At 64.2% G+C, this 26240-nt stretch carries 26 protein-coding genes; 20 read left to right on the forward strand and 6 right to left on the reverse strand.

The window, feature by feature from the left end:
• Window positions 1-108: 108 nt before the first annotated feature.
• Entirely contained in the window at window positions 109-1782 is a 1674-nt protein-coding gene (locus tag ACP7B7_RS01930; RefSeq protein WP_308925192.1) for a glycosyltransferase family 39 protein, read from the reverse strand.
• Window positions 1779-2183, reverse strand: coding sequence for an Mth938-like domain-containing protein (locus tag ACP7B7_RS01935; RefSeq protein ID WP_426075574.1), 405 nt, complete (start codon window positions 2181-2183; stop codon window positions 1779-1781). Before ACP7B7_RS01935 ends, ACP7B7_RS01930 begins: the two co-directional genes overlap by 4 nt.
• 379 nt (window positions 2184-2562) lie before the next feature.
• Between ACP7B7_RS01935 and ACP7B7_RS01940 the strand changes: the two genes are divergently transcribed.
• Window positions 2563-3792 carry a pyridoxal phosphate-dependent aminotransferase gene (locus ACP7B7_RS01940; RefSeq protein WP_426075575.1) on the forward strand — a complete coding sequence of 410 codons (1230 nt, stop codon included), beginning with the start codon at window positions 2563-2565 and terminating at the stop codon, window positions 3790-3792.
• Between the two features lie 72 nt (window positions 3793-3864).
• Window positions 3865-5187: a homoserine dehydrogenase gene (locus ACP7B7_RS01945; RefSeq protein WP_426075576.1), complete on the forward strand. Its 1323-nt coding sequence runs from the start codon at window positions 3865-3867 to the stop codon at window positions 5185-5187.
• Window positions 5188-5240: 53 nt separating this feature from the next.
• Here ACP7B7_RS01945 and ACP7B7_RS01950 read toward each other — a convergent pair whose 3' ends face one another.
• A complete protein-coding gene (locus tag ACP7B7_RS01950) occupies window positions 5241-5597 on the reverse strand; it encodes a ribonuclease E inhibitor RraB (RefSeq protein ID WP_426075577.1) in 357 nt (118 codons plus the stop codon).
• A gap of 294 nt (window positions 5598-5891) precedes the next feature.
• Here ACP7B7_RS01950 and ACP7B7_RS01955 point away from each other — a divergent pair, with 294 nt between their 5' ends.
• The gene (locus ACP7B7_RS01955; protein WP_308925197.1) at window positions 5892-6290 is read left to right on the forward strand and encodes a hypothetical protein; all 399 of its coding nucleotides are present in this window, start codon (window positions 5892-5894) and stop codon (window positions 6288-6290) included.
• Window positions 6291-6731: 441 nt separating this feature from the next.
• Here the strand turns inward: ACP7B7_RS01955 and ACP7B7_RS01960 are convergent, their stop codons facing one another.
• The 3 genes from ACP7B7_RS01960 to ACP7B7_RS01970 form a co-directional block, all read right to left on the reverse strand.
• On the reverse strand, window positions 6732-7292 hold the full coding sequence (locus tag ACP7B7_RS01960; RefSeq protein ID WP_426075578.1) for an outer membrane beta-barrel protein: 561 nt from the start codon (window positions 7290-7292) through the stop codon (window positions 6732-6734).
• 146 nt (window positions 7293-7438) lie between these two features.
• Window positions 7439-8908, reverse strand: coding sequence for a sensor histidine kinase N-terminal domain-containing protein (locus tag ACP7B7_RS01965; RefSeq protein ID WP_426075608.1), 1470 nt, complete (start codon window positions 8906-8908; stop codon window positions 7439-7441).
• A 32-nt stretch (window positions 8909-8940) separates the two neighbouring features.
• Window positions 8941-9654 carry a response regulator gene (locus ACP7B7_RS01970; RefSeq protein WP_426075579.1) on the reverse strand — a complete coding sequence of 238 codons (714 nt, stop codon included), beginning with the start codon at window positions 9652-9654 and terminating at the stop codon, window positions 8941-8943.
• A 188-nt stretch (window positions 9655-9842) separates the two neighbouring features.
• On the opposite strand from ACP7B7_RS01970, the gene ACP7B7_RS01975 reads away from it, so the two are divergent.
• From ACP7B7_RS01975 to ACP7B7_RS02055, 17 genes are all read left to right on the forward strand, one after another.
• Window positions 9843-10904: a porin gene (locus ACP7B7_RS01975; protein WP_308925200.1), complete on the forward strand. Its 1062-nt coding sequence runs from the start codon at window positions 9843-9845 to the stop codon at window positions 10902-10904.
• Between the two features lie 3 nt (window positions 10905-10907).
• Entirely contained in the window at window positions 10908-11906 is a 999-nt protein-coding gene (locus ACP7B7_RS01980) for a Bug family tripartite tricarboxylate transporter substrate binding protein (RefSeq protein WP_426075580.1), read from the forward strand.
• Window positions 11907-11950: 44 nt separating this feature from the next.
• Window positions 11951-13048: an ABC transporter substrate-binding protein gene (locus ACP7B7_RS01985; RefSeq protein ID WP_308925202.1), complete on the forward strand. Its 1098-nt coding sequence runs from the start codon at window positions 11951-11953 to the stop codon at window positions 13046-13048.
• 69 nt (window positions 13049-13117) lie between these two features.
• Window positions 13118-14908 (forward strand): ABC transporter permease, encoded by a 1791-nt coding sequence (locus ACP7B7_RS01990; protein ID WP_308925203.1) that lies wholly within the window; start codon window positions 13118-13120, stop codon window positions 14906-14908.
• 20 nt (window positions 14909-14928) lie between these two features.
• On the forward strand, window positions 14929-16005 hold the full coding sequence (locus ACP7B7_RS01995) for an ABC transporter ATP-binding protein (protein WP_308925204.1): 1077 nt from the start codon (window positions 14929-14931) through the stop codon (window positions 16003-16005).
• A gap of 445 nt (window positions 16006-16450) precedes the next feature.
• Window positions 16451-17158 carry a beta-ketoacyl synthase chain length factor gene (locus ACP7B7_RS02000; RefSeq protein ID WP_308925205.1) on the forward strand — a complete coding sequence of 236 codons (708 nt, stop codon included), beginning with the start codon at window positions 16451-16453 and terminating at the stop codon, window positions 17156-17158.
• Window positions 17151-17942 carry a lysophospholipid acyltransferase family protein gene (locus ACP7B7_RS02005; protein ID WP_308925206.1) on the forward strand — a complete coding sequence of 264 codons (792 nt, stop codon included), beginning with the start codon at window positions 17151-17153 and terminating at the stop codon, window positions 17940-17942. Before ACP7B7_RS02000 ends, ACP7B7_RS02005 begins: the two co-directional genes overlap by 8 nt.
• Window positions 17935-18189 carry a phosphopantetheine-binding protein gene (locus ACP7B7_RS02010; RefSeq protein WP_308925207.1) on the forward strand — a complete coding sequence of 85 codons (255 nt, stop codon included), beginning with the start codon at window positions 17935-17937 and terminating at the stop codon, window positions 18187-18189. The genes ACP7B7_RS02005 and ACP7B7_RS02010 overlap by 8 nt, the downstream gene beginning before the upstream one ends.
• A gap of 29 nt (window positions 18190-18218) precedes the next feature.
• Entirely contained in the window at window positions 18219-18476 is a 258-nt protein-coding gene (locus tag ACP7B7_RS02015) for an acyl carrier protein (RefSeq protein ID WP_308925208.1), read from the forward strand.
• Between the two features lie 5 nt (window positions 18477-18481).
• Window positions 18482-19027, forward strand: coding sequence for a hypothetical protein (locus ACP7B7_RS02020; RefSeq protein WP_308925209.1), 546 nt, complete (start codon window positions 18482-18484; stop codon window positions 19025-19027).
• A complete protein-coding gene (locus ACP7B7_RS02025) occupies window positions 19020-20813 on the forward strand; it encodes an AMP-binding protein (protein WP_308925210.1) in 1794 nt (597 codons plus the stop codon). Before ACP7B7_RS02020 ends, ACP7B7_RS02025 begins: the two co-directional genes overlap by 8 nt.
• Window positions 20807-21895, forward strand: coding sequence for a class I SAM-dependent methyltransferase (locus ACP7B7_RS02030; protein WP_426075581.1), 1089 nt, complete (start codon window positions 20807-20809; stop codon window positions 21893-21895). The genes ACP7B7_RS02025 and ACP7B7_RS02030 overlap by 7 nt, the downstream gene beginning before the upstream one ends.
• On the forward strand, window positions 21888-22655 hold the full coding sequence (locus ACP7B7_RS02035; protein WP_426075582.1) for a glycosyltransferase family 2 protein: 768 nt from the start codon (window positions 21888-21890) through the stop codon (window positions 22653-22655). The genes ACP7B7_RS02030 and ACP7B7_RS02035 overlap by 8 nt, the downstream gene beginning before the upstream one ends.
• Window positions 22652-23626 (forward strand): acyltransferase, encoded by a 975-nt coding sequence (locus ACP7B7_RS02040; RefSeq protein WP_426075583.1) that lies wholly within the window; start codon window positions 22652-22654, stop codon window positions 23624-23626. Before ACP7B7_RS02035 ends, ACP7B7_RS02040 begins: the two co-directional genes overlap by 4 nt.
• The gene (locus ACP7B7_RS02045; RefSeq protein ID WP_426075584.1) at window positions 23613-25181 is read left to right on the forward strand and encodes an HAL/PAL/TAL family ammonia-lyase; all 1569 of its coding nucleotides are present in this window, start codon (window positions 23613-23615) and stop codon (window positions 25179-25181) included. Before ACP7B7_RS02040 ends, ACP7B7_RS02045 begins: the two co-directional genes overlap by 14 nt.
• A complete protein-coding gene (locus ACP7B7_RS02050) occupies window positions 25174-25620 on the forward strand; it encodes an acyl-CoA thioesterase (RefSeq protein ID WP_308925215.1) in 447 nt (148 codons plus the stop codon). Before ACP7B7_RS02045 ends, ACP7B7_RS02050 begins: the two co-directional genes overlap by 8 nt.
• Window positions 25617-26237, forward strand: coding sequence for an outer membrane lipoprotein carrier protein LolA (locus ACP7B7_RS02055; RefSeq protein ID WP_426075585.1), 621 nt, complete (start codon window positions 25617-25619; stop codon window positions 26235-26237). The genes ACP7B7_RS02050 and ACP7B7_RS02055 overlap by 4 nt, the downstream gene beginning before the upstream one ends.
• Window positions 26238-26240: the final 3 nt, after the last annotated feature.

The following is a 26240-nucleotide window of genomic DNA, read 5'->3' on the forward strand; positions in this document are numbered from 1 at the left end:
CGGGGCTGAGGTCCGTGCTGCGGAAGGGGTGGCAATTTCGGCGAACCCTGATGGCTGGCCGCTCTTGCCGGTGTTGCTGCCGTGGCGCATGCTTGGGCAACGGCTTTATTACAAGTTGGCAATGATCATGCGGCGTGCATCTTCGGCAACGACGCGCATGGGAACACTGCGGTGTTTCAAGTCTTCATACCGGTCCAGGCTGATGATGGCGAGGCTGTGCACGCCGGCGGCGGCGTCGTTTGTCCATTGCGTGATGAAAGTCTCTATCACCGGCATCGACAGTTCAGGCTGCTGTTTCAGGCCAAAAGCGAATTCATCGGTGTAGGCCACCAGGGTCACCGGACGCCGCAGGTAAAACACCAGCGACTGCTCGTAGATGCCGACCGAATACAGCTTGGTGCCGGGTTTCAGTTCGGCCTGGATCTGCGGCAGCAGGTCGGTGCCGGCGCGGTTCTGGCCATACAGTTCGGAGCCGGCCAGGATGCTGTGGGTGGCCAGGAAGCCAGCCACGGCGATCGTCAGCACCGCCATGTCGCGCCGCGACTGGCGCTCATGCAGCAGCGCCATCACGCCGCCCGCCATCACCAGGAAACCTGCCGCCATGACCCAGGGCTGGTAGCCGCGCAGGGCCGCCAGGTGGGCCTCGTCGCGGGCCGTGATCAGCGCCAGCGTGACCGGCACGGCGACCAGGATGGCGAGGCCCAGCACGGCCAGCATGCCGGCGAAGATCAGGCGCTGGCGACGCGAGGCCGCTTCCAGCGACAGCGCCGCCAGCAGCGCCAGGGCCGGGAAGATGGGCACGATGTAGCCGGGCAGCTTCGAGGTCGAATAGCTGAAGAACAGGAAGATGAAGACGGCCCAGATCAAGATCATCAGGCGCGGCTGGAAGGCGCCGGCCTGGCGCTTGGCGCCTGCGGCCAGGCTTTGCGGCAACAAGGTGATCCAGGGCAGCATGCCGGGGATCAGCAGCACCAGGAAGTAATACCAGCCGCCTTCGCGCTTGTGGCCCTTCATCAGGAAGCGCTGGAAGTGTTCGTGGACAAAGAAAAAATACGGCTGCTCGGGATTGCGCAAGGCGACCAGCACGAACCACGGCGTGGCGATGGCAAAGAACACCAGCATGCCTTTGATCAGGTGCAAGCGGGTCCAGATGCGCCAGTCGCGGGCGAACAGGCTGTACAGGATCAGCACGGCGCCCGGCAGTACCAGGCCGATCAGGCCCTTGGCCAGCACCGCCAGCGCCATGCCGGCCCAGCACACCAGCATCCAGTTGCGCCGCTCGCTGGCGCTGGCGTCATCGCGCTGGGCGATCAGCAGGCTGGCCAGGGTCACGGTCATCATGCTTGATAAGCCCATGTCGAGCGAATTGATCTGGCCCGAGGCCAGCCAGAACAGGCTAGACGCCAGCACCAGCCCCGCATACAGGCCGGTGCGCGGGCCGAATACTTTCCTGCCCGCATGGGCCGTCATCACCACGCCGAGGATGCCGCACAGGCCGGTCCACAGACGCGCCTGCCATTCACCGAGGCCGAAGGCGGCAAAAGTCAAGGCGTTCATCCAGGTTTGCAGCGGCGGCTTTTCGAAATACTTGATGTCGTTCAGGCGCGTGGTGATCCAGTCGCCGCTGGCGAACATCTCGCGCGCCATTTCGGCGTAGCGGCCCTCGTCGGGCGGCACCAGGGTGCGGATGCCGAGCGCATACAGGGTGACGACGACGAAGAGCCCGAACAGGGTCCACATCGCCACCTTCGATGTGTGCAGCTCGCGAACAGGCAATTTCATGCGGTGGCGCCGGCGCCAGCAGGCTGGGAGACGGGCAGAATCAGGGCCAGGGTAACCTTGCGGCCCTCGCCCATCAGGATATTGTAGGTGCGGCAGGCGGCCTGGCTGTCCATGCATTCGACGCCGATGCGGCGCATGGTCAGCGACGCCGTCAGTTTCGGATGCACGAAGCGCTGGCGCTCGCCCGTGCCGAGGATCACCACGTCGGGCGCGTCGGCCAGGATCTGCTCGAAATGCGCTTCGCTCAGGTCTTCGAAGCGCGTCACGTCCCAGGCGCGCGGCGCCGTTTCCGGCATCACGATCAGGCTGTAGCCAAAGTGTCCGGCGTTGATCTCCACGCCGGTGGCGTCGTAGCCGGTCACGGTCTGGTATTGCTGGGTGCTGGAAGCGTGCAGTTTCATGATGGTTCGGGTACTCACTGAGTGGATCGGGATGCGTGCCGATGCTAAAAAAGCATGCGGCGAAGGCCGTCAGGATGCCATAAACAACGTCAAAGAGCGAATGGAAATGGACTTCCTTTCCAAACTGCAATCTAGATGTTGACTAACAGCATCATCCTAAACAGCGAAGATTAAGAGAACATGAAGAAGGGCGCGGCACCTTGCTGCCCGGTATACAAGCAGGCGTGGCAGGATGGGCGCGAAATGCTGGGGTTGACCATGTTTAATTTGATAAAATGGCCTGCTTTCGGCGAGAATGCTTGTTTTCGCCTTGCAGTGCATTGGGGATAGTTCAGGCGCGCCTTGGCTTTTTAGCGCCGCATCACGACAGGGATTTATTTTGCGACCGATTCAGAAATCGAATAAATTGGCGGATGTCTGCTACGACATCCGCGGCCCGGTCCTGGAAAAATCCAGGCAAATGGAAGAAGAAGGCCACAAGATCACCAAGCTGAACATTGGCAACCTCGCCGTGTTCGGCTTCGATCCGCCGGACGAGATCGTGCGCGACATGATGCTCAACCTGCAAAACGCCGCCGGCTACACCGATTCAAAAGGCATGTTCGCGCCGCGCAAGGCCGTCATGCACTATACGCAGGGCAAGAATATCGCCGGTGTCACCATCGACGACATTTACCTGGGCAATGGCGCATCGGAACTGATCGTCATGTCGATGAACGCCCTGCTCAACAGCGGCGACGAGGTGCTGGTGCCGGCGCCCGACTATCCGCTGTGGACGGCGGCGGTCAGCTTGTCGGGCGGCAATCCGGTGCATTATGTGTGCGACGAGCAGAACGAGTGGTATCCCGATATCGAGGACATGCGCCGCAAGATCACGCCCAATACCCGCGCCATCGTCGTCATCAACCCGAACAACCCGACCGGCGCGCTGTACCCGGTCGAGGTGCTGTTGCAGATCGTCGAACTGGCGCGCCAGCATCAATTGATCATTTTCGCCGACGAGATCTATGACAAGGTGTTGTACGACGAAGCCGAGCACGTGTCGATCGCCTCGCTGGCCGACGATGTGCTGTTCATTACCCTGAACGGCCTGTCGAAGAATTACCGTTCCTGCGGCTACCGCTCCGGCTGGATGGTGGTGTCGGGCGAAAAGCGCCACGCCAAGGATTATATCGAGGGCCTGAACATGCTGGCCTCGATGCGGCTGTGCGCCAATGCGCCGGGACAGTTTGCGATCCAGACGGCGCTGGGCGGCTACCAGAGCATCCAGGACCTGGTGGGGCCGGGCGGGCGCCTGCTGAAGCAGCGCGACCTGGCACACAAGCTGCTGACCGATATTCCGGGCGTCACCTGTGTCAAGCCGAAAGCCGCGCTGTACATGTTCCCGAAGCTGGACCCGGCCGTCTATCCGATCGCCGACGACCAGCAGTTTGCCTATGAATTGCTGGCCGAGGCCAAGGTGCTGATCGTGCAGGGCACCGGTTTCAACTGGATCGCGCCGGACCATTTCCGCGTCGTCTTCCTGCCGAACTCGGACGACCTGACCGAGGCGATGGGGCGCATTGCGCGCTTCCTCGAAGGTTACCGCAAGCGTCACAGCCGGGCCTGAACTGAACAGCAGCAGCATTGATCAACCTGGCGCGGGCGGTTTGCCCGCGCCACTCATGAGCACAAGACCATTATGAAATCCATCAAGATCGGCCTGTTGGGCCTGGGCAATGTAGGCTACGGCACGTTCAGCGTTTTGAAGCGCAACCAGGAAGAAATCAAGCGCCGCGCCGGACGCGGCATCGACGTGGTGGCCGTCGCCGTGCGCGACGTGGCGCGCGCCGAAGCACTCGTCAACGGTGCCTGCAAGGTCGTCAATGATCCGGCCACCATCGTCAACGACCCCGAGATCGATATCGTCGTCGAACTGATCGGCGGCTATGACTTGTCGAAAACCCTGGTGCTGCAGGCGATCGCCAACGGTAAGCACGTGGTTACCGCCAACAAGGCGCTGCTGGCCGTGCATGGCAATGAAATCTTTGCCGCCGCCCAGGAAAAAGGCGTGATGGTGGCGTTCGAAGCGGCCGTTGCCGGCGGCATTCCCATCATCAAGGCGCTGCGCGAAGGCCTGACGGCCAACCGCATCGAATGGATCGCCGGCATCATCAACGGCACCACCAATTTCATCCTGTCCGAGATGCGCGACAAGGGCCTCGATTTCGCCACCGTGCTCAAGCAGGCCCAGGACCTGGGCTATGCGGAAGCCGACCCGACCTTCGACATCGAAGGCGTGGACGCGGCCCACAAGGCCACCATCATGTCGGCCATCGCCTTCGGCATTCCGGTACAGTTCGACAAGGCCCATGTGGAAGGCATCAGCAACCTCAATGCCATCGACATCCGCTACGCCGAAGAACTGGGCTACCGCATCAAGCTCTTGGGCATCACCAAGCGCGCCACCGTCGATGGCGTGGAAGGCATCGAGCTGCGCGTGCACCCGACCCTGATCCCGGCCAAGCGCCTGATCGCCAACGTCGAAGGCGCGATGAACGCGGTGCTGGTGCATGGCGACGCCGTCGGCGCCAGCCTGTATTCGGGCCGCGGCGCCGGCGCCGAGCCGACCGCCTCGTCGGTGATCGCCGACCTGGTCGACATCACCCGCCTGGCCACGGCCGACCCGGAACACCGCGTGCCGCACCTGGCCTTCCAGCCGAACGCGATGACCGATATCGCCATCCTGCCGATGTCGGAAATCACCACCAGCTACTACCTGCGCATGCACGTGGCCGACCAGCCGGGCGTGCTGGCCGACCTGACGCGCATCCTGGCCGACCGCGGCATCTCGATCGACGCCATGCTGCAAAAGGAACCGGCCGAAGGCGAGACGCATACCGACATCATCATGCTGACGCACCAGACGCAGGAGAAAAACGTCACGGCCGCCATCGAACAGATGGAAGCCCTGCACAGCGTGGTCGGCACGGTGACCAAGATCAGGCTGGAAAACCTCAGCTGATTCCGGTCCCGCCATGCAAAACGGCGCCCTCGGGCGCCGTTTTGCATCCCGTATTACAGCGTCGGCGCGCCGACCGGTCCCACATCCATGCCGTCATAGCTGGCCAGTTTCTGCTCGCTGGCGAACTGCTGCAGCTCGCCGTTGCGGGCATGCAGGCTGTCCACATTGTGCACTTCCTCTTTCTCCACGTGCAGCACCCACACCGGTGGCGCGGCCGCGTCTTCCAGTTCCGGCTGGTACAGTTCGACCGGGCGATAGCCGTCGATCGCCAGCACGCCGGCCGCCTGTTCCAGCGCCTCCGGCGTCGGGTTGGTGAAGTAGTATCCCCACAGTAGCGGCTGGGTCAAGTCCCAGGGCGCGTTTTCGGCGATATTGTCAAACAGTTCGGTCACTTCTTCTTTGGTCATCATGGCGTGCGCCCTTGTTGGATACTGAGGGCGCGATGATAGCATTTGGCGGGTTGTTGATCTGTTGAACATCCAATATGGCAGGAGGAACGGCAGCTGGTTTGTTACAGGCCGTCTGAGCGCAGATGGATAATTTGATTAAATTCATTACCGCCGATAGCGACAAGAAAATAATCGCGGGTACAGTGTGCCCGTAGCAGGTAATTTCAGAATGCAGGCACGACTCGGTGCCGTCAAGGTGTATCAGGTCAGCATGGCAAACTTGCCCTGCGTGCTGACTGATATGAATGTTTACTGGTGGCAATAACGGAGCGACAGGCAAGCCACTGCAGCGGATCCCCGCTTCGCCTCCCCGGCCTGATGGCCGAGGTGCCGCGCGCAAATTCGACGATGAAATGGCATCAATCAATTCCCCTTTTAATAACATTTGTCGGTAGTTTTATCGCATTTTCCGTCGTTTATTACCTGCTGGATCTGTCTTCAGGCTTTCTTGCGCTAGCTCCGAACGGGAATAAGGAACCATTTTTCTTCCAGATCATGGATTTTCTTGATCGCGTTGGCGGCTTTTTTACCGGAGTTCCATTTCACAAAAGAAGTGTCGGACGGGCAATCTTATTTTACGCAACAATATTTGCATTTTGGATAACCTTCTTGGACCATAGAAGAATGGAAAACAAAAAAAATATTCGTAAGTAATTGTCAATTTCTCGCTTGGGGACGGTTTGATAACTTAGCGGAAATGTGGTCGATGCAGCAGCGATCCCATGGCCACGTAAATCATGTTTTTCGACACGTCAATGCGCTGTTCATGGTCGCGCACCAAGCGCCGGTAACGCAGGTAAAGGCGAGGGGTTTGCCTGATGGGCTGCATGGGCGGACGTTTTGTTGTGATGCCGCCGGCACAAAAAAACCGGCCGGGGTGCGATCACCTCGACCGGTTCCCGAGATCAGCCAGACGCTGGCCCGGTATGAATACTTAGAGCCTATCCCAGTAGATGAATACGCCCCCTGCTGGCGCCCCTCAGAAGCGGGGACTGCGTTGCTCGTCGTTGCATGGCTCGCCATGCCGCCTCCTCACGCCTTGTCCGCGCTCCTGATGAGCTGCAAGCAGAAGACGCTCACTACTGGGATAGGCTCTTAGAACTGATAGCGCACGCCAGCCGACAGCATGGACGCTTTCAATTTCGCGCCGTTTTCGCTGTAGGTCTTGCCGAAGTTTTCGTATTCGGCGACGACCGACACGTTCTGGTTGACATGGTAAGCGGCGCCGATGCCGAACATGGCGGCGGTTTTATCTTCCTTGCCGCTGAAACGCAGGCCGAAACCGCTGACGGTGGCCTTGGTGCGGTTTTGCGTGACGCCGGCCTTGGCAAACGCCGAGAACTGCGGGTTGATCGGCATGGTGGCGGTGCCAGCCAGGTAGAAGGCGCTCGTTTCCATGCTGACGGCAGTGCCGGCATCGCGGTCTTTCAGCTTGCCGAAATTGGCGTAACCGGCTTCCAGGCCGAAATTCTGCGTGAAGTTGTAGCCGGCGTACGCCTTGTAGCCGGTTTTGTCTTCCTTGCCCGAACCCAGGTCGCCCGACAATTTCAATTCCGAACGGCCGGCATTGATGCCGACATAGCTGCTTTGCGCTTGTGCAAACATGGGCAGGGCCAGGGCGGCGCCAACGACGACTGCGAACAATTGTTTTTTCATGATTCATCCAGTAAGTCACCAATGCGGCGAGGAATTCATCGCTTGATGGGAGCCGGATTTTATAACAAGGTTAAATTTTTACAGGTGCGCACGATTCAAAGCGCCAAAAAATTTTACATTAATATCTAGAGAGTAATATTTTCCGGTCAGGCGCCGCTGCCGGCACTGAAATGCACGCGTACCCGCAAACCCTGGCCGTTATCGGCCGTGCCCAGTTCCAGCCGCGCCCCATGCAGGGCGGCGATATCGCGCACGATGGCCAGGCCCAGGCCGGCGCCGCCCGGATTGCGTTCCAGCGCCGACGACACGCGGTAAAAGGGCGTAAACACGCGCTCGCGTTCGGCTTCGGGGATGCCGGCGCCGCTGTCCTGTACTTCCAGCACCGGCCCCTGGCCTGGCCCCTGCGGCGGCTGCACGCGCAGCGCCACGCTGCCGCCGGGCGGCGTGTAGCGCAGCGCATTGTCGACCAGGTTGACCAGCAATTCGTGCAGCAGCAGCGCCTGGCCCTGCACGGTCGCGTCCAGGTCGGCTTCCAGCGACAGGTCGATCTCGCGGCCGACGGCCGACATCGCCATTTCCAGCCCCACCTGCTGCGCCAGTTCGCGCAGCGACACGGTGTCCATCAGCAGGTGTTCGCCGCCATGTTCGATGCGCGCCAGGGTCAGCAGGCGGTTGGCCAGCAGCACGGTCGAATCGGTGGTGGCGGCGATGCTGGCGACGATGTCGCGCAGGGCGGCCACCGCCTGCGGGTTGTCGGGCTGGCGGTCGCAGGCGCGCAAGGCCAGTTCGGCCTGGGTTTTCAGCACCGTCAGCGGCGTGCGCAGCTGGTGCGAGGCGTCGGCGATAAAGCGGCGCTGGCTGGCGATCAGCTGCTGCAGCCTGGCCATCGAGCCGTTCATGGCCGACACCAGCGGGCGCATTTCGCGGTGCACCAGGGCCGGGTCGACATCGGACAAATCGGACAGGGAGCGCGTTTCGACTTCGGTCTTCAGGCGCATCAGCGGCTGCAGCACCAGGCGCACGGCAAACCACACCAGCGCCGCCATCACCAGCACCATCGCCGCCTGCCAGATCAGGGTGTCGAGCAGGATCTGGTTCGACAGGCCGCGCCGCGCGTCCAGTGTTTCGCCCACCTGGATCAGGGCGATGCCGCGCATGGAATCGTCATACACGGGCTGCAGCAGGGCGGCGATGCGGATCGGCTTGCCGTGGTAGTCGGCGTGGTAAAAGCGCACCAGCGCCGGGTAATTCTGTGAGCGCGGCACATTCGCCGGCACCGCCGGCAAGTCGCCATAGCCCGACACCAGCTCGCCGCTGATGCCGGTCACCTTGTAGTAGATGCGGCCCAGGGTGTCGGTCTCGAAACTGTCGAGCGCCACATAGGGTACGTCGGCCACCACCTTGCCGCCTTCGATCGAGACGCGTTCGGCCAGCGCGCGCGTCGACGCCAGCAGCGAGCGGTCGTAGGCCATGTCGGCCGCGTCGAGCGCATTGCGGTAGACGAACACGGCGTCGAGCAGCACCAGCATCACCAGCGGGATCAGCAGCCAGCGCAGCAGCTGGTTGCGCAGGCTGCCCAGGCGCTGCGCCTGCAGGTGGCGCTGCAGCCGTTCCAGCCAGCTGAGTCTGCGTTCGCTATGGCGTGGTTTCACTTGCTGGCGGCGGCCGGCATCGCGCTGCGCGGCTGCAGCAGGTAGCCGATGCCGCGCAGGGTGGTGATGGCGGCGGGGTCGGCCAGGCCGCCCTGTTCGAGCTTCTTGCGCACGCGGTGGATCAGCAGTTCGATGGCGTCCAGGTTGACGTCGTCGGCCAGCGCGAACACTTCGTCGAACAGTTTTTCTTTCGAGACGGCCCGCCCCAGGCGCGAGATCAGCGCTTCAAGCACGGCGTGTTCGCGCGGCGTCAGGGCCATCGCCGCGCCGCCATAGCTGAACATGCGCGTGATGGTGTCGAAGCTGAGCGCGCCGCAGGTATGCACCAGCGCCTCGTTGCCCTGGCTGCGGCGCAGCAGCGCCTTTACGCGCGCTTCGAGTTCGGCCAGCTCGAACGGCTTGGCCAGGTAGTCGTCGGCGCCCAGGTTCAGGCCCTGCACTTTTTCATCGATGCCGCCGCGCGCCGTGAGTATCATGACGGGGGTCCTGGCGCGCGTGCCGCCGCGTGCGCGCAGGCGGCGCAGCACGTCCAGGCCATCCATTTTCGGCAGGGTGAGGTCGAGCAGCACCAATGAATAATCCTGCGTATGCAGCAGGGCGTCGGCATCGGCGCCGTTATGGGCTGTCTCCACCGTCAGGTGCGCGTCGCGCAGGGCTTTCGCCAGCCAGTGCGACAGCTCCAGATGGTCTTCCACTAATAGTATGCGCATGGTCTCCGCCATTCGTTGTTATGCGTGCAGTGTAAGCCAGGCGACGTGCTTGTGGGGCCGCTTGTGGCTGGCCGGCGACAGCGCTGATTCTGAAAGCAAATTGAAAGGATGCAGCTCATATAGTGTGATCCTGATTCAGAAAATGAATCGGGCATATCACCAAAAAATATAACTAAAGGGAGACTCCTGTGAAGACTACCGCATTACCGCTGGCCGCCCTGGCCTTGTTTGTGACCGCTGGCGCCGCCCAGGCCCAGTCCAACGTCACCCTGTACGGCCGTCTCGACGCCGGCGTCAGCACCACCAGCAATGCCGGCCCGTCGAAAGACTCGGTCACGCAAGTGAGCTCGGGCGGCATGAACACCTCGCGCTGGGGCATCATCGGCAGCGAAGACCTCGGTGGCGGCCTGAAAGCCGTGTTCAATCTCGAAGGCGGCATCCTGGTCGATACCGGCGCGGCCGACGGCGCGCTGTTCAAGCGCCAAGCCAACGTGGGCCTGGAAGGCGCGTTCGGCCGCGTGGTGCTGGGCCGTTCGTTCACCACCGTGTACGACTTTGTGCTGCCCTACGATCCGATGGCCTATGCGCCGTTCTACTCCTGGGCCACTTCGGGCAATGCAAGCGGTCCCAGCAAATACGGCATGACCACCGCCTTCGACAACCTGGTCAAGTATTCGGGCAAGACCGGCGACTTCACCTATGGCGCTTCCTACGGCTTCGGCGAGCAGAGCACCGGCACCTCGGACAGCGCCAAGCTGTCGACCGCCGTCAACTACAAGAGCGGCCCGGTGAGCGTGCTGGCCACCTATGAGCGCATCAACGGCAATGCGATCGCCGGCGGCGCGCGCGACAAGAACACGGTGGTGCACCTTGCCGCCATGTATGAAGAAGGCGCCTGGAAAGTGCAGGCCGCCGCGCGCGACTACAAGCTCGATCCGGCCGCCGCCAACCGCGCCGATGTGCGCGGCACCCTGTACTGGGGCGGCGTCAGCTACAAGACCACGCCGGTGATCACCCTGACCGGCGTGGTCTACTACCAGGACGTGAAAAACGTCGCCGCCAACCTGGACGCCGATCCCATCATGTACGTGGCGCGCCTGCGCTACGCCCTGTCCAAGCGCACCGACCTGTACGTGGCGGGCGCCTACGCCAAGGCCAAGCACGGCCAACTGGTCAGCCTGTCGCGCGACGACGCCGGTTTCGGCGACACGCAGCGCGGTCTGATCGCCGGCATCCAGCACCGCTTCTAAGCCATGGCCATGCTGCGCACCGCGTTCCTGTCGCTGCTGTTTTCCCTGCTTGCGCTGCCCGCGCTGGCGGGGGCGGCCGCGCCCGAGGTCGAATGCGTGGTGCCGTCCAAGCCGGGCGGCGCCATGGACCTGACCTGCAAGCTGGCCAAAAACGGCTTGCTGCAGCCGGATACGGCGTCTGCGGCGGCGCCGTTCGCGTCCTCGGTGCGCATCAGCTATCTGCCGGGTGGCATCGGCGCGGTGGCCTGGCGCTCGATGGGATCGCAGCGCCGGCGCGCCGAAGCGAACACCCTGGTGGCGTTTTCGGGCGGCTCGCTGCTGAACCTGGCGCAGGGCAAGTTCGGCAACGCCAAGGCGGGCGACGTGCGCTGGGTGGCGGCGCTGGGCGCCGACTACGGCATGATCGCCGTGCGCAGCGATTCGCCCTATAAAACCCTGGCCGACCTGATCGCCGCGCTCAAGCGCCACCCCGACAAGGTGCTGATCGGCGTGTCCGGCACCATCGGCAGCCAGGACTGGCTGAAGATGGCGCTGGTGGCGCGCCACGCCGGCATCGACCCGAAAGTGCTGCGCTTCGTGGCGCTGGAAGGTGGTGGCGAAGTCTTCACGGCGATGCAGGCCGACTACGTGCAGGTGATGTCCGGCGACACCTCGGAAGCGACCCTGAACGTGGGCGCCAACCATGCGCGCGTGCTGGCGGTGCTGTCGGAAAAACGCCTGCCCGGCGTGCTGGCCGGCGTGCCGACGGCGCGCGAGCAGGGCGTCGACGTGGTGTGGCCCATCATCCGCGGCTTGTGGATGGGGCCGCAGGTGCCCGAACAGGATTACCAGCGCTGGGTGGCCACCTTTGACCGCGCCATGGCCACGCCGCAGTTTGCCCAGTGGCGCACGCAGGCCGGCATGTATCCGTTCGCGCTGACGGGCGACAAATTGACACAGTATGTAAACCAGGCGGTCGAACGCTACTCCAGGCAGGCCGCCGAACTGGGCCTGATGCGCTGAAGCCATTGCAAGCAACCCTACAACAATCACAGACGGAGACAACCATGCAAACCAAGACCATCCTCGCCATCGCCCTGGCCGCCGCTTTCGCCGGCGCCAACGGCAGCGCTTTTGCACAAGTACCGGCCGGCTATCCGGCCGACTACCAGAAGATCATCGACGCGGCCAAGAAGGAAGGCAAGGTGGTGATCTACAGCGCCACCGACAGCAAGGCCGCCGCGCCGCTGATCAAGGATTTCAGCGCCCTGTATCCCGGCATTTCGGTCGAATACAACGACATGAATTCGACCGAAGTCTACAACCGCTTCATTTCCGAAGTGGCCGCCGGCGGCAACACGGCCGACGTGATGTGGTCGTCGGCGATGGACTTGCAGATGCGCCTGGCCTCGGACGGCTATGCATTGAAATACAAGTCGGTCGAAGCGGCCAAGATCCCCGGCTGGGCCATGTGGGACGACCAGGCCTACGGCACCACGTTCGAGCCGGCCGCCATCGTCTACAACAAGCGCTTGCTCGATCCGAAGGAAGTGCCGAAGAACCACGACGACTTCGCAAAACTGATCGCCACGCCGAAATTCAAGGACAAGGTCACCACCTACGATATCGAAAAGTCGGGCGTGGGCTTCATGTTCATGTCGCAGGACGCCAAGGAATACCCGCAGTTCCTGGCGCTGCAGAACGCCTTCGGCACGGCCAAGGTGCGCGTGCAGTCGTCGACCGGCACCATGATGGAGCGTATCTCGTCGGGCGAAAACCTGATCGGCTATAACGTGCTGGGCTCCTACGCCCTGGTGCGCGCCAAGACCGATCCGTCGATCGGCGTGGTGCTGCCCAAGGATTACACCCTGATCCTGTCGCGCGTGCAGTTCATCAACAAGAACGCGAAGAACGTCAACGCCGGCAAGCTGTGGCTCGACTACATCCTGTCGCACCGTGGCCAGACCATCATCGCGAACGGCGCCAAGCTGTACGCGATCCGCGCCGACGTCACCGGCGAGACCACCTCGGCCGACCTGATCAAGGAAATCGGCGCCGCCAACATCAAGCCGATACCGGTGCATCCGATCATCCTGCAATTCCTGGGACCGGCCAAGCGCATGGCCTTCCTGAAGCAATGGAAAGAAACAGCCGGCAAGAAGTAACGCCGTCCTGGCCAGCCGCGGGCGTACCCCGGCGGCTGGATGCCGCACCCCTCATTCATTGGATTCATCATGCAAACTGCCATCTTGCCGCTGCCTGCACGGTCGCGCTCTCCCTTGTCGCGCCTGAACTGGCCGCGCGGCGTGGTCGTGGCGATCACCCTGGTCGCCATTTTCCTGCCGTTGTTCCTGATTTTTTATCAAAGCTTCCTGTCCGCGCCGTTCTTCATGCCGGTGCGCGAATTCGGCTTCGATTCCTACCGTTTCATCTTCGATGATCCCGATTTCTCGATGGCCTTCAAGAATGGCCTGATGCTGGCCTTCGGCCTGACCGTGATCGCCGTGCCGCTGGGCGGCATGCTGGCGTTCCTGATGGTGCGCACCGATCTGCCGGGCCGCGGCTGGGTCGCGCCGATGCTGCTGGTGCCGATCTTCGTGTCGCCGATGGTGATGGGCTTTGGCTATGTGGTGTCGATGGGGCCGGTGGGCTTTTACTCGACCTGGGCCAAGGAGCTGCTCGGCTTCGTGCCCTGGAATATCTATTCCTTCACCAGCATCGTCATCATCGCCGGCCTGACCCACGTGCCGCATGTGTACCTGTACGCCTCGTCGGCGCTGAAAAGCCTGGGGTCGGATGTCGAGGAAGCGGCCCGCGTGGCCGGCGCCTCGCCGGTGCAGGTGATGATGAATGTGTCGCTGCCGATGATCATGCCGGCGCTGGCGTATGCTGGCGTGCTGGTGTTCTTCCTCGGTTTTGAAGTGTTCGGCCTGGTGCTGGTGCTGGGCGACCCGGAAGGCCACCTGGTGCTGCCGACCTATCTGTACAAGCTGACCAATAAACTGGGCACGCCGTCCTACCACCTGATGGCCGCCGTTGCCGTCTGCCTGGTGATGGTGACCATGCCGCTGGTGATGATACAGCGCTGGCTGCTCAAATCGGCCAACAAATACGTGTCGATCAAGGGCAAGGGCGCGCGCAGCAAGGCGATGCCGCTGGGCCGCTGGAAGTGGCTGGCATTCGCGCTGCTGGCCGGCTGGCTGATCTTCACCATCATCCTGCCGTTGACGGGCATCGTGCTGCGCTCGTTCGTGCAGTACTGGGGCGAGGGCGTGCACCTGGCCGACGTGTTGACCCTGCAGCACTTCCGCGATATTTTCGACCAGCCCTCGCTGGTGCGCGGCATCGTCAATACCATCCTGATCGGCGTGGTCGGCGGCGCGCTGGCGGTCGGCTGCTACAGCTTCATCGCGCTGGCCATGCACCGCAAGCAGGACGGCATCACCCGTTTGCTCGACTACAGCGTGCTGGTGCCGCGCGCCGTGCCGGGCCTGCTGGCCGGCCTGTCGTTCCTGTGGGTGTTCCTGTTCGTGCCGGCCTGGCTCGACGGCGTATTGAAAGGCATGGACAACGGCGTGGCCCTGTGGCTGAGCGGCCATGTGATCCCGGTGCTGCGCGAAGTGCGCTCGACCATCTTCGCCCTGTGGCTGGCGTATTCGGTGGTGTGGATGGCCTACGGCATGCGCCTGATCTCCACCGCGCTGCTGCAGGTGGGGCCGGAGCTGGAAGAGGCGGCGCGCGCCGTCGGCGCGAACCGTGGCCAGGTCACGCGCGACGTCACGCTGCCGCTGATCAAATACGGCCTGCTGGGCGCCTGGCTGATGGTGTTCCTGATTTTCGAACGCGAATACTCGACCGGCGTGTACCTGCTGTCGCCGGGCACCGAAGTGATCGGCGCGATGCTGGTGTCGCTGTGGGCCGGCGGCTCGACCGACCTGGTGGCGGCGCTGTCGTTCATCAACATCACCCTGGTGGCCATCGGCCTGGGCATCGCGCTGCGCTTTGGCGTGAAGTTACATAACTAAAAAGAGATTGAGACCATATCATGAATGAACTGACCGTCAATGAGCTGTACCTGGACTACGGCACCGGCGCCGCCGCCAACCAGATCCTGAAAGGTGTCTCGATGCACCTGAAAAAAGGTGAAGTGGTCGCCTTGCTGGGGCCTTCGGGCAGCGGCAAGACCACCTTGCTGCGCGCCGTCGCCGGGCTGGAAAGCCCGAAGGCGGGCACCATCGAAATCGGCGCGCGCAATGTGTTCGACGGCGCGAAACATTTCGAGATGCCGGCCGAGCAGCGCAACCTGGGCCTGGTCTTCCAGTCGTATGCGCTGTGGCCGCACAAGACCGTGTTCGACAACGTCGCCTACGGCCTGAAACTGCGCAAGATGGGCACGTCCGATATCGCCGGGCGCGTCAAGGAAGTGCTGACGCAACTGGGCCTGGGCCATCTGGGCGAGCGCTATCCGCATCAATTGTCCGGCGGCCAGCAGCAGCGCGTGGCGATCGCCAGGGCGCTGGTGTACAACCCGCCCGTGATCCTGCTCGACGAACCGCTGTCGAACCTGGACGCCAAGCTGCGCGAGGAAGCGCGCGCCTTTCTGCGCGAACTGATCGTGCGCCTGGGCCTGTCGGCCCTGATGGTGACGCACGACCAGGGCGAGGCTATGGCCATTTCCGACCGCATCCTGCTGCTCAATAACGGCAAGATCGAACAGCAGGGCACGCCGCAAAGCATGTATGAAACGCCGGACACCTTGTTTACGGCCGAATTCATGGGCAGCAACAACCGCCTGCCGGGCAAGGTAACCAGCCGCGACGGCAGCCGGGTCAGCCTGCGGATCGACGGCACGCCTATGCAGGGCGTGGCGCGCGGCGTCAATACGGGTCTTGACGTGACCACCATGATCAGGGTCGAGGAAGTGAAGATCAGCGCCACCCAGGTCGAAAACGCGATCGAGCTGCCGCTGTTGACCTGCATGTACCTGGGCGACCGTTGGGAGTGCCTGTTCGAGCGCGGCGGCGGCGCCGATAACCTCAGCCTGCGCGCGTATTCGCGCCATAAACTCGAGGCCGGTAAATACTGGCTGCATATGCCGGCCGATAAACTTTGGGTGTTTTAAATAGCACGGCGATGCGCGCTATTGTTGCGTATCGCCCGCTCGCATGATAATCAGGCAATGTCGGCTTTATTTTCAGCCGGTATTGCATCAAGCGCATCGTTGCTTATCCGCAACATCATTTTCGGGCAGGCGGTTTGTACCGCGCTTGCCTGTTTCCCCGCTCGCGCAAGGGGCTGGCCGCAGGCTGCCAGCGCATTAAATCCATAAATGTTACTAATAGTAACAATGTGGCCTTGGCAGCGCATTTCCCTGATTTGATTTTTGCCTTCTAAAAAGTTTCCCCACGACCATTTATCTTAGTTGTTTTGACTCCCTTCGTTTATAATTTGAAAAGAACGACGGCGGGGCTTTTCCATGCAGTTCAGACGCGAGTTCAACTTTTTATTCTGTTCGCGGGAAAATGCATATGTGCGCCGAGGGTGTCCGTTTTTCAATTGCCAATCAGGTGGCGTGGGCGCCTGGACTGGAAACGCCGCAGCAATGGCAGGCGTGGACGCACACCCCATTTCACATCGCCGCCAACGGCGAGCCTGGCGTGCGCCAGATGGCGCCGCTGTTGCGCCGCCGCGCCGGCCAACTGGGCAAGATGGCGCTCGAAGTCGCGTACGCCTGCCTGGGCGAGGCGCGCAATATTCCGATTGTCTTCTGTTCGCGTCATGGCGAGGTGGTGCGCGCCATCGATTTGCTGTCCAGCCTGGCGCTTGGCGAACCGCTGTCGCCGACGGCCTTCGGCATGGCCGTGCATAACGCCAGCGCCGCCCTGTTTTCCATCGCCCGCAATGATCAAGCCAATCAGCTGGCGCTGGCCGCCGGCGCCGCCAGTGTCGAAGCGGCGGTGATCGAGGCGTGCGGCCTGCTGGCCGATGGCGCGCCGCAGGTATTGCTGCTGGCGGCCGACAGCCCGCTGCCGGAGCTGTTTGCGCCGTTCGACGATGAACATGGCCAGGCGCATGCGTTTGCCTGGCTGCTGCAGGCGGGCAGCGGGCAGGGCGGCGACATCAGCCTGGCCTGGCGGCCGCGCGCGGCGCACGACACCATCAGCAACAGCGCGATGCCGGCCAGCTTGGCCGCCCTGCGCTTTGTGCTTGGCGAGGCGGCCGTGTACGAACATGTGGCCAACCGCCAGTGCTGGCGCTGGAGCCGCCATGCGTGAGCGCCGCTCGCTGGCCGTTGCCGTGTCGGTTACCTGGCGCACCCTGGCCACCGCCATCAGCTTTGCCGCCTTCGGCATCGGCGGCCTGCTGCTGCGGGTGCTGGTGTTCCCGCTGCTGCAGCTGCTGGTATGGCGGCGCGAAGCGCGCGTGGCCGCCGCGCGCGCCATCATCCGCTGGAGCTTTCGCGCGTATATCGGCCTGATGCGCGCGCTGGGCGTGCTGCGCTATGAATTGCACGGGCTGGACAAGCTGGAACGGGGCGGCATGCTGATCCTGGCGAACCATCCGACCCTGATCGACACGATCTTCCTGATGGCCCATGTGAAGCGGGCCGACTGCATCGTCAAGGCGGCCCTGTGGAACAATCCGTTTACGGGCGGCCCGGTGCGCGCGGCCGGCTATATCAACAATGCCGGCGGCGCCGAACTGGTCGACGCTTGCGTGGCCTCGCTGGCGCGCGGCAATAACCTGATCATTTTCCCGGAAGGCACGCGCACCCCGCACGGCGGCAACATCACGCTCAAGCGGGGCGCGGCCAATGTCGCCGTGCGCGGCCGCTGCGACGTCACGCCGGTGCTGATCCGCTGCCATCCGCCGACCCTGGGCAAGGGAGAACCATGGTGGCGCGTGCCGGCGCGGCGCGCGCATTTCGAGATCGCGGTGCAGGACGACCTGGCGATCACGGCCTTCACCGGCGACGGCGCGTCCGACGTCATGGCGGCGCGCCATCTGACCAATTATCTGCAACATTACTTTAGCTCGATACAGGAACAACATGCTTGAACAGGAAGTGAAGGAATTGATCATCGAGGCGCTGCAACTGGAAGACATGAGCGCCGCCGACATCGATACGGATGCGCCCTTGTTTGTCGAAGGCCTGGGGCTCGATTCGATCGATGCGCTGGAGCTGGGCGTGGCGCTGCAGAAGAAATACGGGATTTCCCTGTCGGCCGATTCGGCCGATACACGCCGCCATTTCGCTTCGGTACGGGCGCTGGCGGCCATGGTTGACAGTCACAGAAAGAAGTAAGGAGCTGCAAAATGGTAGACATGAGTGTAATGAGCCGCGATGAACTGACCGCGTGGGTAGTCAAGCTGCTGGCCGAGATGTTCGAACTCGATCCGGCGGCGCTGACGCCGCAGTCGAACCTGTACTCGGAACTCGACATCGACAGCATCGACGCGGTCGACCTGGCCGTCAAGCTCAAGCAGCTGACGGGCAAGCGGCTGCAGCCGGAAGTATTCAAGACCATCCGCACCATCGACGATGTGGTCGAAGCCTTGCGCGCGATGTCGGCGGCGGAGCAGGCGGTATAACGCGCATGCTGCTCAATGTGGTGGCGGTGCTGTTGACGGTGTTGTACCCGCTGGCGATCTGGCTGGGCCAGGGCCAGGTCGAGCCGCGCTGGCTGGCCGGTTTGCTGCTGCTGGCCGTGGCCTGCCGCCTGCCTGCGCTCAAGCTCCAGCGCGCCGCGCGCTGGTCGGTGGCCGGCGCGCTGGTGCTGGCCGCCTGCGCGCTATGGAGCAATCTGCTGCTGCCGCTGAAACTGTATCCGGTGCTGGTCAACGCCGTCTTCCTGGCCGCCTTCGGCTACAGCCTCTATGCGCCGCCTTCCGTGGTGGAACGCCTGGCGCGCCTGCGCGAGCCCGATTTCCCGCCGGCCGCGGTACGCTATACGCGCCGCGTGACGCAAGTCTGGTGCGGCTTTTTTGTCATCAATGGCGCCATCGCGCTGGGCCTGGCGCTGTGGGCCAGCGATGCCGCCTGGTCGCTGTACACGGGCGTGATCGCCTATGTGCTGATGGGCCTGTTATTTGCCGGCGAGTATCTGGTGCGCCGGCGCTTCAAACGTCTGCATCATGCCTGAATCACTTTCCTCCCTCGCCAGCCTGGCCCAGGCCATCTGCAGCCGCCCGCCCGCCATGCCGGCGGGCTGGCGCGACGGCGCCTGTATCAGCCATGGCCAACTGGCCGCGCGCATGGCCGACTGGGCCGGTTTTCTGACGCACCTGCCGGGCCGCCATGTCGCGCTCTATCTCGATGACAGCCTGGAGTTCGGCGCCGCCTTGCTGGGCGCCTGGCAGGCGGGCAAGACAGTCTGGCTGACGGCCGACGTGCTGCCGGCCAGCTGCGCCGCGCTGGCGGAGCATGTCGACGCTTTCCTGGGCCAGTTCCCGCCCGGGCATGCGCCGTCGACGGCGCCGGCCGGCAGTGGCGCGCAACCGCATTGGCGCGTGCTGGACGACGATTTCCCCGCGCTGGTGGTGCATACCTCGGGCAGCACCGGCGCGGCGCAGGCGATTCCCAAGAAGCTGTCGCAGCTGGGCAGCGAAGTGGCGACCCTGGAACAGCTGTTCGGCCGTCATGCGGCCGGCGCCGCGGTGCTTGCCACCGTCACGCACCAGCATATCTACGGCTTGCTGTTCAAGGTCTTGTGGCCGCTGGCGGCAGGGCGCCCCGTGCATGCGCACAGCGTGGCGTTTCCCGAGCAGCTGGCCATGCTGCTGGCGCAAGGCCCGTGCGTGCTGGCGGCCAGTCCGGCCCACCTCAAGCGCCTGCCCGAGCACCTGGACTGGCGCGCGGCCGGCACGCAGCTGCGCGCCGTGTTCTCGTCGGGCGGCCCGCTGCCGTTCGACAGCGCGCTGGCCGCCGGCGCCTTGCTGGGGCGCGTGCCGTTTGAAATCTATGGCAGCTCCGAGACGGGCGGCGTGGCCTGGCGCCAGCGCGCGGCCGCCTTGCCTGATGACGACAGCTGGCGGGCATTTCCCGGCGTGGCCTGGCGCCTCGATGACGGCGAGGCGCTGCAGGTGCGCTCGGCGCACCTGGCCGACGACGGCTGGCTGCCGCTGGCCGACCGCGCGCGGGCGGTGGGCGAGGGACCGGATGGTGACCGCTTTGTGCTGCTGGGGCGCAGCGACCGCATCGTCAAGATCGAGGAAAAGCGCATCTCGCTGTCCGCCATCGAAGCGGCGCTGCTGGCCATGCCGCAGGTACGGGAAGCGCGCGTGGTGCTGTGCGATGCGCCGCCCGGCGAGCGCCAGAAGGTCGCCGCCTTTGTCGTCTGCAGCGCAGCCGGACGCGCGCTGCTGGCGGCCGAAGGCAAGCTGGCGCTGAACCGGCAACTGCGCCAGGCGCTGCACGGCCAGGTCGACGCGGTGGCCATGCCGCGCCGCTGGCGCTACCTGGAGCAACTGCCGATCAACGCCCAAGGCAAGACCACGCAGGCGCTGTTGCTGGCGCTGCTGGAACGGATAAAACCGCGCCTGCCCGAGGTGCGCGCCATGGAAGGCGTCGGCAGCGCGGTCACGCTGGACCTGTTCGTGCCGGCCGACCTGTTTTATTTTGACGGCCATTTCGACGGCGCGCCGCTGCTGCCCGGCGTGGTGCAGGTGGACTGGGCGCGCCACTTTGCGCGCCTGCACCTGGCGCTGCCGGCACGGTTCCGGGCCATGCACGCCCTGAAATTCCAGCAGCCCGTGTTGCCGGGCAGCGCGTTGCGGCTGGAGCTGCAATACGACGCGCTTAAAGGCAGCCTGCAGTTTCGCTATCTGTCGGACGCCGGCCAGCACGCCAGCGGCCGTCTCTTGTTTCATCCTGACGTTGTGGCCAATACCGGCCCTGGCGAACCTCCACCTGCAGCGAGCGCATGTTAGATAAAAAATTCTCACCCGAGCGCCAGAGCGCCTTTGCGGCCCGTTTCGAAGCGCAAAAGATCGCCTTCGGTCCCGTCGTGTTCCAGTGCGTGCGCTATGCGTGGAAACGCGGCATGCTGCAGGCGCTGGCGGACACCGGTCACAGCGGCCTGACGGTGGTGGACATGGCCGCCGGCGGCCGCTGGACCGAGTACGCGCTGAAAGTGGTGCTGGAGTCCTGCCTGTCGGCCGGCGTGGTGTATGTGCGCGACGGCGCCTATGTGCTCGACAAGGTGGGCTATTGCGTGCTGACCGACAGCATCACCCAGGTCAACCTCGATTTCAACCACGATGTGTGCTACCAGGGCCTGTTCGACCTGGACCGCTCGCTCGACGCCGAGCAGCCGCTGGGCCTGGCCGCCTTGGGCGACTGGCCGACCCTGTACCAAGGCCTCTCGAGCATGCCGGAGCCGGCCAAGACCAGCTGGTTCGCGTTCGACCATCATTATTCGGATACCTCGTTTCCCGAGATTTTCCCTGACGTCTTTGCCACCGCGCCGCGCCGCATCATGGACATCGGCGCCAATACGGGCAAGTTCGCCAGCGCGGCGCTGGCGTATCACCCCGGTGTCGAGCTGCACCTGGTCGACCTCGAGCGCCAGCTGGCGGTGGCCGATACCACCCTGCAGGACGCCGGCGTTCGAGAACGCGCCCAGCTGTACCCGCGCGACCTGCTCGACGATGGTGCGGCGCTGCCGGCTGGCATGGACCTGGTCTGGATGAGCCAGTTCCTCAGCTGCTTTTCCGAGGCGGCGATCGCCAGCATCCTGCGCCGCGTGGCGCAATCGCTGGGCGCCAATGGCCAGGTACTGATCATGGACACCTTCTGGGACCGCCAGCAATACGATATCGCCGCCTACTGCCTGATCAATACCTCGCCGTATTTCACGGCCATGGCCAGCGGCAACAGCAAGATCTACCAGAGCACCGACTATATCCGCCTGGCCGAAGCGGCGGGGCTGGAACTGCTGACAGCGCGCGACGGCATCGGCTATTGCCATTCCCTGCTGCGCTTTGGCCGCGCCGGAGCGCGCCGTGACTGACGCGTTGTTCAAGCCCTTGTTCAAGCCCTGCATCGTGATTCCCGTGTTTAACCATGAACACGCAATCGGCGCGGTGGTGGCGCGCCTGCTGGCGCACAGCGTGCCGCTGATCCTGGTCGACGACGCCAGCCTGGCCGCCGGCGCGCGCACGCTCGATGCGCTGGCCGCCGCCCATCCGGCGCAAGTGACCCTGCTGCGCCACCCGCGCAACCTGGGCAAGGGCGGCGCGGTGATGACCGGCTGCCGCCACGCGCACGCGCAGGGCTACAGCCACGCGTTGCAGATCGACGCCGACGGCCAGCACGATACGAATGACGTGCCGCGCTTCCTGGCGCAAGCCCAAGCGGCGCCCGGCGCGGTGGTGGTGGGCCATCCCATGTATGACGCCTCGGTGCCGGCCGCACGTTTTTACGGCCGCTACGCCACGCACATCTGGGTCTGGATCAATACCCTGTCGCTGCAGATCCGCGACTCGATGTGCGGTTTTCGCGTGTATCCGCTGGCGCCCCTGATGGCGCTGGCGCGCAAGCGCATGCTGGGCCAGCGCATGAATTTCGACACCGACGTGCTGGTGCGCCTGTACTGGGATGGGCTGGCGATGGTCAACCTGCCCACGCGCGTGGGCTACCCCAGCGATGGCGTCTCGCACTTCCAGCTGTGGCGCGACAATGTGCTGATCACGCGCATGCACACGCGGCTGTTCTTCGGCATGCTGTGGCGCGCGCCGCGCCTGCTGGCACGCCACTGGCGCGCGCGATGACGACAGCAGCCACATCAAGCGGCCACTGGGCCAGCTTCAACGAGGTCAGCTTCGTGGCTGGCATGCGCCTGCTGTTCTGGATCTGCCGCGTGTTCGGCCGCTGGCCGTTTCGCGTGGTGCTGTACCTGGTGCTGCTGTGGTATGTGCTGAGCAAGCCGCGCGCGCGGCGCGTCTCGCGCGCCTACCTGCAGCGCGCTGCCGCCTGCGGTGGCGCCGCCGACGCCAGCCTGCTTGGTGTGCTGCGCCACTTCGCCGCCTTTGCCGAAACCATCCTCGACAAGATGCTGCTGTGGGGCGGCCTGTTCGATACCAGCACGGTCAGCCTGCATGGCGCCGGCCTGGACGGCATCGAGCGCTGCCTCGACGAAGGCCGTGGCGCCCTGCTCATTTGCGCCCACCTGGGCAACCTGGAACTGTGCCGCGTACTGTCGCGGCGGCGCGCCGGCCTGAAGCTGACGGTGCTGGTGCACACGCGCCATGCGCAGTCCTTCAACCGCATGCTGGCGCGGCTGAACCCGGACAGCCAGCTCAATTTGCTGCAGGTGACCGAAATGACGCCGGCCACCGCCATGCTGCTGGCCGAGAAAGTGGCGCAGGGCGAGTTCGTCGTGATCGCCGGCGACCGCGTCCCCGTCTCGCCCCAGCCGCGCGTGGCGCTCGCGCCGTTCCTGGGCGCGCCGGCCGCGTTCCCGATCGGCCCGTACGTGCTGGCCAGCGTGCTGCAATGCCCGGTCTACCTGCTGTTTTCGATGCGCCTCGGCCAGCGCTCGGAAGTGCATTTCGAGCCGTTCCGCGAGTCGCTGCACCTGCCGCGCAAGGCGCGCGAAACGATGCTGGCCGAACTGGCCGGCGACTATGCGGCGCGGCTGCAGCACCATTGCCTGCGCGCGCCGCGCGAATGGTTCAATTTCTACGATTTCTGGCAACTCCCCGCTACTTCAAGATTGGATACTTCCGATGCATCTCGCTGACCTGAAAAACACCCGGCGCGCCGTCCGCTTCGACCGCGAACGCCTGCGCATCGAAGACATCGCCGACATCGCGCACGGCCGGGCCAGCGCCGAACTGTCGACCGATCCGGTGTTCCGCGCGGCGATTGCGCGCGGCGCCGATTTCCTCGACCGCCTGCTGCGCGAGGACGGCACCATCTACGGCGTGACCACCGGCTATGGCGATTCCTGCACCGTCACCGTGCCGCCGGAACTGGTGGCCGAACTGCCGCATCACCTGTACACCTACCATGGTTGCGGCCTCGGTGAATTCTTTACGCCGGCGCAGACGCGCGCCATCATGGCGGCGCGCCTGGCGTCGCTGTCGAAGGGATACTCCGGCGTCAGCGTGGACTTGCTGGCGCAGATCGCGCGCCTGCTCGACGCCGGCCTGCTGCCCCTGATTCCGTCGGAAGGCTCGGTCGGCGCCAGCGGCGACCTGACGCCGCTGTCCTACCTGGCGGCGGTGCTGTGCGGCGAGCGCGAAGTGTGGCGTGACGGCGAGCAGGTGCCGGCCAGGCAGGCGCTGGAAGAGGCGGGCATCACGCCGCTGCGTTTGCGTCCGAAAGAGGGCCTGGCCATTATGAACGGCACCGCCGTGATGACGGCGCTGGCCTGCCTGGCGTATGAGCGGGCCGAATACCTGGCGCGCCTGACGACCCGCATCACGGCCATGGCCTCGTTCGCACTGGACGGCAACGCCCATCATTTCGACGAGACGCTGTTTTCCGTCAAACCCCATCCGGGCATGCAGCAGGTGGCCGCCTGGCTGCGCACCGACCTGCCGACCGACAGCTGGGAGCGCAACGGCAAGCGCTTGCAGGACCGCTATTCGATCCGCTGCGCGCCGCACGTGATTGGCGTGCTGGCCGACGCCTTGCCGTGGCTGCGCTCGTCGATCGAGAATGAACTCAACAGCGCCAACGACAACCCCATCATCGACGCCGAAGGCGAGCGCGTGCTGCATGGCGGGCATTTCTATGGCGGCCATATCGCGTTTGCCATGGACAGCATGAAAAACACCGTGGCCAACCTGGCTGACCTGCTGGACCGGCAGATGGCGCTGCTGGTCGACAGCCGCTACAACCAGGGCCTGCCGGCCAATCTGTCGGGCGCCACCGGACCGCGCGCGGCCATCAACCACGGCCTGAAAGCGCTGCAGATCAGCGCCTCGGCCTGGACCGCCGAAGCCTTGAAGCTGACCATGCCCGCTTCCGTGTTTTCGCGCTCGACCGAATGCCACAACCAGGACAAGGTCAGCATGGGCACGATCGCCGCGCGTGACTGCCTGCGCGTGCTGGAACTGTGCGAACAGGTCGCCGCGGCGCTGCTGATCACCGTGCGCCAGGGCGTCTGGCTGCGCTGCCAGCTGGCACCGGACGCGCCGCCGCAGGCACAGATCACGGCCATGCTGGCCGCGCTGGCCGACGATATCGCGCCGGTGGTGGAAGACCGCCGCCTCGACCCGGAGCTGCGCGTGCTGCTCGAACGCATCCGCACGCAAGCCTGGCCGCTGTATGGAGCGCAGCATGCATAAAGTGCGCGGCAACAGCGCCGCGCCCAGCCGCTGGCATGCGCAAGTGGAGATGCAGGTGCAGTTCTTCGACCTCGACCCGATGGAAATCGTCTGGCATGGCCGCTACGTGAAATACCTGGAAGTGGTGCGCTGCGCGCTGCTCGACAGCATCGGCTATAACTATGTCGAGATGAAGGCCTCCGGCTATGCCTGGCCGGTGATCGACATGCATCTGCGCTATGTGGCGCCGGCCACCTTCGGCCAGCGCCTGACCCTGCGCGCCGACCTGGTGGAGTGGGAAAACCGCCTGAAGATCGAGTACACGGTGAGCGACAGCGCCACCGGCAAGCGCCTGAACCGCGCCAGCACCACGCAGGTGGCGGTCGATATTGCCAGCGGCGAGATGTGCTTTGCCTCGCCGCCCGTATTGTTTGAAAAACTGGGATTGGACCCTGTATGAAAGTTATGTTGAAAGCGGCGCTGGCCGCCGTGTTCCTGGCGATGGCGATGGCGATGGCGCCGGCGCAGGCCGCCGCGCCGGTAGCGAAGATCGAGGCCATGCTGGCCAAGCCGCAGCAGTTGTGCGGCCGCTTCGACCAGAGCAAGCAGCTGGCCGGCATGAAAAAGCCGCTGGCGTCGAACGGGCGCTTTTGCGTGGTGGCCGGCAAGGGCGTGCTGTGGCGTACCTTGCAGCCGTTCCCGAATACCTTGCGCCTGACGCGCGACGAGATCGTGCATTTCCAGGGCGAGCGCGTGGCCATGCGGCTGGACGCGAAGACGGAACCGGTGGTGAAAATGATCAACAGCGTGCTGTTTTCGCTGCTGGCCGGCGACCTGGCCCAGCTCGACACGCTGTTTGAAGTGGACGGCAGCATCGAGGGCGGCAGCTGGCAGGTGGCGCTCAAGGCGCGCCAGCCGGCGCTGGCCAAGGCGATCGGCAGCATCCGCCTCGATGGCGGCGCTTTTGTCAAAAACATCAGCATCAGCGAAGCCAGTGGCGACCGCACCAGCATCGTGTTTTCGGCGATTGAAACGGGGCCGGGGGCCATCACGGCGCAAGAGGCGGCGCTGTTTTGAAGC

Source organism: Janthinobacterium sp. PSPC3-1 (assembly GCF_049896105.1).
In the GTDB taxonomy this organism is placed as follows: Bacteria; Pseudomonadota; Gammaproteobacteria; order Burkholderiales; family Burkholderiaceae_D; genus Janthinobacterium.